Annotated in this window: 7 protein-coding genes and 1 pseudogene; 2 read left to right on the top strand and 6 right to left on the bottom strand. The window is 64.0% G+C overall.

The genetic code is table 11. From position 1 onward, the window contains the following. Positions 1-194: 194 nt before the first annotated feature. Positions 195-1,367, bottom strand: a complete 1,173-nt coding sequence (locus ABSG20_RS27950; RefSeq protein WP_423867707.1) for a cytochrome P450 — start codon at positions 1,365-1,367, stop codon at positions 195-197. A gap of 135 nt (positions 1,368-1,502) precedes the next feature. Next, entirely contained in the window at positions 1,503-2,270 is a 768-nt protein-coding gene (locus ABSG20_RS27945; protein ID WP_423867706.1) for an SDR family NAD(P)-dependent oxidoreductase, read from the bottom strand. Here ABSG20_RS27945 and ABSG20_RS27940 point away from each other — a divergent pair. Then, complete coding sequence (locus ABSG20_RS27940) at positions 2,218-2,622, top strand: DUF6429 family protein (protein WP_423867705.1); 405 nt, start codon at positions 2,218-2,220, stop codon at positions 2,620-2,622. The two genes, ABSG20_RS27945 and ABSG20_RS27940, sit on opposite strands and share 53 nt — an antisense overlap. On the opposite strand, the gene ABSG20_RS27935 is transcribed toward ABSG20_RS27940, so the two are convergent. Next, the gene (locus ABSG20_RS27935) at positions 2,543-2,800 is read right to left on the bottom strand and encodes a hypothetical protein (RefSeq protein WP_423867704.1); all 258 of its coding nucleotides are present in this window, start codon (positions 2,798-2,800) and stop codon (positions 2,543-2,545) included. The genes ABSG20_RS27940 and ABSG20_RS27935 overlap by 80 nt on opposite strands. 132 nt (positions 2,801-2,932) lie before the next feature. Beyond that, a pseudogene (locus ABSG20_RS27930) lies at positions 2,933-3,696 on the bottom strand (SDR family NAD(P)-dependent oxidoreductase). 333 nt (positions 3,697-4,029) lie between these two features. On the opposite strand from ABSG20_RS27930, the gene ABSG20_RS27925 reads away from it, so the two are divergent. Next, positions 4,030-4,470: a hypothetical protein gene (locus ABSG20_RS27925; protein ID WP_423867703.1), complete on the top strand. Its 441-nt coding sequence runs from the start codon at positions 4,030-4,032 to the stop codon at positions 4,468-4,470. A 93-nt stretch (positions 4,471-4,563) separates the two neighbouring features. On the opposite strand, the gene ABSG20_RS27920 is transcribed toward ABSG20_RS27925, so the two are convergent. Together ABSG20_RS27920 and ABSG20_RS27915 are read right to left on the bottom strand one after the other, a co-directional pair. After that, complete coding sequence (locus tag ABSG20_RS27920; RefSeq protein WP_423867702.1) at positions 4,564-4,848, bottom strand: type II toxin-antitoxin system RelE/ParE family toxin; 285 nt, start codon at positions 4,846-4,848, stop codon at positions 4,564-4,566. Continuing rightward, positions 4,845-5,132 (bottom strand): hypothetical protein, encoded by a 288-nt coding sequence (locus tag ABSG20_RS27915; RefSeq protein WP_423867701.1) that lies wholly within the window; start codon positions 5,130-5,132, stop codon positions 4,845-4,847. The genes ABSG20_RS27920 and ABSG20_RS27915 overlap by 4 nt, the downstream gene beginning before the upstream one ends. Positions 5,133-5,710 lie beyond the last annotated feature (578 nt).

Below are 5,710 nucleotides of genomic sequence, written 5' to 3'. Positions count from 1 at the left end.
GACCGTGTCATCCGCCACGTGCGCAACTCCAAGATGATTTCGAAAACGTTCCTTAGCAGACCTTCGATGACGGCATCAATCGAGCCGGCGGCGCCGTGGCCATTGATCGACATCAATTGTCGTACTTGTCCTGATGGTTGCGTGTGGGCGAGAAAGGCGGCTGCGCCATCCCAGCCCTTGATGTCCGGGCGCGGCTAGCTCGCGTCCCACATCACCGGCAGATTGAGCAGCCCACGAAAGGCCCAGCCGCCGATCCGCGCCGGCTCTGCCGGGTCGAGCCGCAAGCCCTTCAGCCTTGCAAAAATGCTCGGCAGCGCCACGTCGGCGACCATCGCGCGCGAGGCAAAGGCGCCGGCGCAATAATGCGGGCCGGCGCCGAACGCGATGCTCTTCTGGGTATCGCGGGTAATGTCGAACCGGTCGGGATCCTCGAAGCAGGCCGCGTCGCGATTGGCCGAACCGAACATGAAGAATACCCGGTCCTCCGGCTCGAAATCGACGCCGCGATAGCACCAGGGTCTTGCCACCCGCCGCGGCGACATGCCGATCGGCGCGATCCAGCGCGCATATTCCTCGAACACGTCGATCCATTTTGCCTCACTGTTGCGCACCAGCGCGAGCTGTTCGGGATGCGTCAACAGCGCCCAGATCGTGCCGGAGATGGCGTCGCGCGGCTCATTCTGTCCGCCTGAGATCGCCAGTTTTATATTCGCGCGCACGCTGTCGATCGGCTGGCCGGAGGACAACAGCACGCTGAGGATCGATGTGTTGGGATGTTTTGTCACCACCGGAATCATGTCGTCGATCGCGGCATCGATACCGGCGGTGGCGGCGTGGCAGCGGGCTTCGACCTCCCTGTCGCCGCCGTAGTTGGCGATACCGTCGATCATGGCCTGTGACCACGCGTCCATGTCTTCAAAACGCATATTGGTCAGCCCGGTGATGCCCTTCAGGCACTCGGCCGACAGCGGCAGCGCGAACGCCTTGCAGAGGTCGGCGCGCCCGATCGGCGCCAGCGCATCAAGGATGCGGTCGGCATGGGCCTGAAAGGCCCGGCGCCAGGTGTCGCGCACGGTGCGCGGCGAAACCGCAGGAAACATCGCGGCGCGCTCGCTCATATGCGCCTCGCCATCCTTGCGCATCATGTTGTGGCCCATCAGGCGGTTCATCAGCCCGGCCGGCTGGTGCGAGGAGAACACCTCGATGCGCTTTTCCTGGCTGAAGATGTCGTCGCGCCGCGTGAACACGGTCGAGCCGAACTGCGGCACGAATGCGATCGGCGCGTCCTTCCGCATCCGCGCCAGATCGGGATAGGGATCGGCCCAGAAGGCGGCCACGTCGATGTCAAAATGCGGGGCGTTGGACATGGCGAGACGCGCTTCCCTGGGATCGATTTTTGACGCAGGGTGGCGATGCAAGTCCGCGCTGTCAATTCACCGCGGTCAGTTCTTGCAGGTTTGAGGCCGGTGCCAATGCCCGGCGCCGGGTTCTGCTGGCCCCACTCAAATCGTCCGGTAACCCCCATCCGCCATCACGATCGAGCCGGTGACAAAAGCCGACAGGTCGGAGGCGAGAAAAATCGCCGGCCCCACGATATCCTCCGGTTTGCCGGCGCGCCCCAACGGCGTGTGATCGACGAAGATCTTTACCAGGCCGGGATCGCTGGCGCGGACCTTTTCGTTCAGCGGCGTCTCGATGAAACCCGGGCCGATCGCATTGACGCGGACGCCGTCCTTGCCGAGCTCGGCGGCGAGCGCGCGGGTCAAGCCGAGCACGCCGTGTTTGGAGGCGGTGTAGGCCGGCGAAGTCGGCGTCCGCAGATGCATGAACGACTGCACCGAGCCGATATTGACGATGCGCCCTCTTGTCGCCCGCAGGCTGTCCATAAATGCATGGGTGACATTGAACACGCCGGTCAAGTTGATGGCGATGATGTCTTCCCAATCCTTGATCACGGCCTCGGTGGCGCCTGATATGCCGTTGCGGCGGGTGATGCCGGCATTGTTGACCAGGATCGAGACCGGCCCGGCGATGTCGGCGATTTGCCTTGCCACCGCATGGCAGTCGTCACGCCTGGTCACATCGAGCGCAAAGCTTTCCGCCTTGCCGCCGGCATCGCGGATTTCCCGCGCCGCCTCGGCCGCCGCCGTCGCGTTGATGTCGAGCAGCACGACGCGGGCGCCCTCCCGGGCATAGCCGGATGCGATCGCCCGTCCAATGCCGGAGCCCGCGCCGGTGATGGCAGCGATGTGGTTTCGAAGAAGCGCCATGGCTGTTTCCTCTCACCACCACAGCCGGGCCTGGAAAGGCCTTGACTGGGATGTGCTGGGCCGCCTCTACGACAAGGGCATGATCGAAAATCCCGTCGGCGAGGTGAAATCGGTGGTGCTCACGGGCACGGGCACAAGGAGTGGCGCGTGCCAAGAAGTCGTTTGCGGAGGAGTGACGGGAAGATGGCAGGGCGGGTTCCAGTCAAACGGCTCGCACCAATGCGCGCCCGACGCCAGGCTCCGCGCCGCCACCCTCCGAGCGACGGCGACTTTTACCAGGTGCAGTGGCCCTGCTGCCGCATCTTCTCCTTCACATCCATTGCGGCGGAGAAGGTCGGGAGCGGCTTGCTGACGACCTCGTAATCCGACGGCCACCGCAACGGCTTCAACGACAGGCTCTCGCTCCAGACCTGGCAGACGTGGGTGTTGTCCCAGCGGATCAGATAATAGCCGGCCTGCGCTGGGCTGACGACGGCAAGGGCCGAGACAACGATGCCGGCGGCGGCACAGAGGACATTAGTACGACGCATGAAGAATCTCCTGTCAGAAAATGTTGGCCAGCCATCGCCGCGTGGCGCGGCGGCGGTGTCCGTCATTCGTGATGCTGCGGACCTGCAATTGATGCGGCAAAAGCGTGACGGTTTCAAGTCGAAAGGCCGCGCTTAAATCGTCCGATATCCCCCATCTGCCATCACGATCGATCCCGTGACAAAAGCCGACAGATCGGATGCCAGGAAAATCGCCGGCCCGACGATGTCCTCCGGTTTGCCGGCGCGCCCGAGCGGGGTGTGATCGAGGAAAATCTTCACCAGATCCGGATTGGCGGCGCGGATCTTTTCGTTCAGCGGCGTTTCGATGAAGCATGGTCCGATCGCATTGACACGCACGCCCCCGCCCATTCGGCGGCAAGTGCGCGGGTCAGGCCGAGCACGCCGTGCTTGGAGGCGGTATAGGCCGGCGAGCTCGGCGTCCGCAGATGCATGAAGGACTGGATCGCGCCGATATTGACGATCCGGCCTTTGCTGGCGCGCAGGCTGCCGAGAAAAGCGTGCGTGACGTTGAAGGCGCCGGTCAGGTTGATGGCGATGATGTCCTCCCAATCCTTGATCACGGCCTCGCGCGCGCCCAGCATTCCATTGCGGCGGGCGATGCCGGCATTGTTGACCAGGATCGAGGCCGGCCCGACGTTGTCGGCGACTTGCCTTGCCGTCGCCACGCAGTCGTCGCGCTGCGTTACATCCAGCACAAAGCTTTCCGCGCGCCCACCGGCATCGCGAATCTCCCGCGCCGCCTCGGCTACCGCCTCGTCGTCGACATCGAGCAGCACAACGCCGGCGCCTTCGCGGGCGTAGCCCGATGCAATCGCCCGGCCAATGCCGGAGCCCGCGCCGGTGATGACAGCGATATGGGATTCGAGAAGGGCCATGGAAGTTTCCTGTTACCTATTTTTGGGTAGGGCGGATCAGCGCGAACCGTAATCTGCCGCGCAGCCGCTATAAAGGGGAGGATCGCGCCAGCCGGTAGTTCGTCAAGCTGCCTCAGTGACGTAGCCCGCATAAGCAGCGACATGCGCGTCAGCTATACCCGGATATCGCTGCGCTCCGGGCTACGAAGCCGCGCTGTCCGCGTCAGTTTGGCGGCGCGGATCGCGCCGGGCACGAATAGACTTTGGCCGCCCAGCCCGTAGGTTACAATCAGTAAAGCGCGACTCGCTCTGCGCCGCAACGTCCGTTCGCTGAAATCCAAGGGAGAACTGCCAATGAAGATGTCATCCGCCACTCGCGCCGCGCTGCTCGCGTTGACGGCTGTTGCCGGCGCAACGCTGCCCTCCGCCTCCCGTGCCGAAAGCGGCACCGTCTCGCTCACGATCTACAAGGCGGGATGGATCATCGGCGGTTCGGGCGGGAGCGGCACGCTGAATTTTCGCGGCAGGAGCTACGGGCTGTCGGCCGGCGGGCTCGACTACGGCCTCGTCTTCGGCGGATCGAAGACGGTACTGCGCGGCCGCGTGCACAACATCAACCAGCCCTCGGACATCGCCGGCGTCTATGGCGCGGCTGGCGCGGGCCTTGCGGTCGGAGGCGGCGCGCGCGCGATCGTGCTGACCAACCAGAAGGGCGCCGTGCTGGAGCTGTCCGGCCAGCAGGTCGGGCTGATGGCGAACGTGGATCTGAGCGGGCTGGCGATCACGCTGAAATAGCCGATGTAGGATGGGTTGAGCCCTTTGCGAAACCCATCGCGCCACGCGGCAAACCGCGATGGGTTTCGCAAAGGGCTCAACCCATCCTACGGGCTAAGTCCGTGCCTCGCGGCCGTGCCAGATGCGCGTGATGAGGATGCCATCCGATTCGGCGATTGCAGCATATCGCACGATATAGCCCGCAGCGCCGAACCGAACGACGATCTGGCGAATATCGCCATCGCCGGTCGGCATGCCCAGATCGGGAAATTCCTGCAGCCGCTCAATCGCCGTAAAGATGGCCCCCATCGCGCGACGTGCCGCACCGGGGTTGGCCTGATCGAGAAACGTACGCAATCGCTCGATGTCCGCAAGCGCATCGGGTGAAAAATCGATCATCCAATGCGATGCGGCGGTGGTCGAGGCAGTTCGTCCGTCGTGTCCCAACTCGCGACCCAGGCCTTGACGCTGTCCAACGGAACGGCCTTGTGCGTCTTTGAGAATTCATCGAGCCGCCGACGGTCCTCGGCGATATCGGGGCCGGCCAGATCGACGACGGAGTCGAGCAGGGCCACCGCCTCGGCAAGAACCGCGGCGACATCCTGCCCGCGCTCGGCCGCCATTTCGGTAAGGCGCGCGTCGGTGCCGGCGTCGATTTCCAGGGTGCGGCTAACAATTTTCATGGCACCAAGATAAGTCGGGTTAGGCTGCTTGTCGAGAGAGCCATCCCCAGGGGAGGGTAGGTACCGCGCAACGCGCCGCCGCGCGGGGGCTCGATGCGTGACGGGTGGATTGTTGGGCGGGTTGGAGGCGAAGCCGTAACCCGCCGTCGTGCTGAGACAAGAGATGGCGGATTGCGCCTTTGGCTTCAATCCGCCCTACGGGCTGGACGTAAAAGCCTCCGGTGGCTGAAGCTATTTCAGTCAGATCCGTCCAGGGAGGCGAGCAACCTGACAGGCCGTAGCAATTGTGAATCAGTGAAGCCGCGAAATTTGGAGCCCACGAGAAACGGATCGTGGGGTTTTGGGAGTGTCGAGCCGGTTAGGGTGTGGCGAAGACCATGTCGGCATCGCAAACTTGGACGACGCGATGTCGAACTCCCCGGGGTCGGAGAGGATGGCATGTCAGGAAGGAATGTGCAGCGAAAGCTCGGAACCACTCGCGGGTCGCCTCGGCGCTCCCGCACAGCGAAGACATCGCGTATAAGCCGCCATGCGGTGAAATCGCGATGTGCCTGCGAGTGGGGCGGATGGGGTCGATT

The organism is Bradyrhizobium sp. (assembly GCF_049512235.1).
Lineage (GTDB): Bacteria > Pseudomonadota > Alphaproteobacteria > Rhizobiales > Xanthobacteraceae > Bradyrhizobium.
Note: the sequence above shows the minus strand (reverse complement) of the source record. Positions and strands in the feature narration are given on the sequence as shown.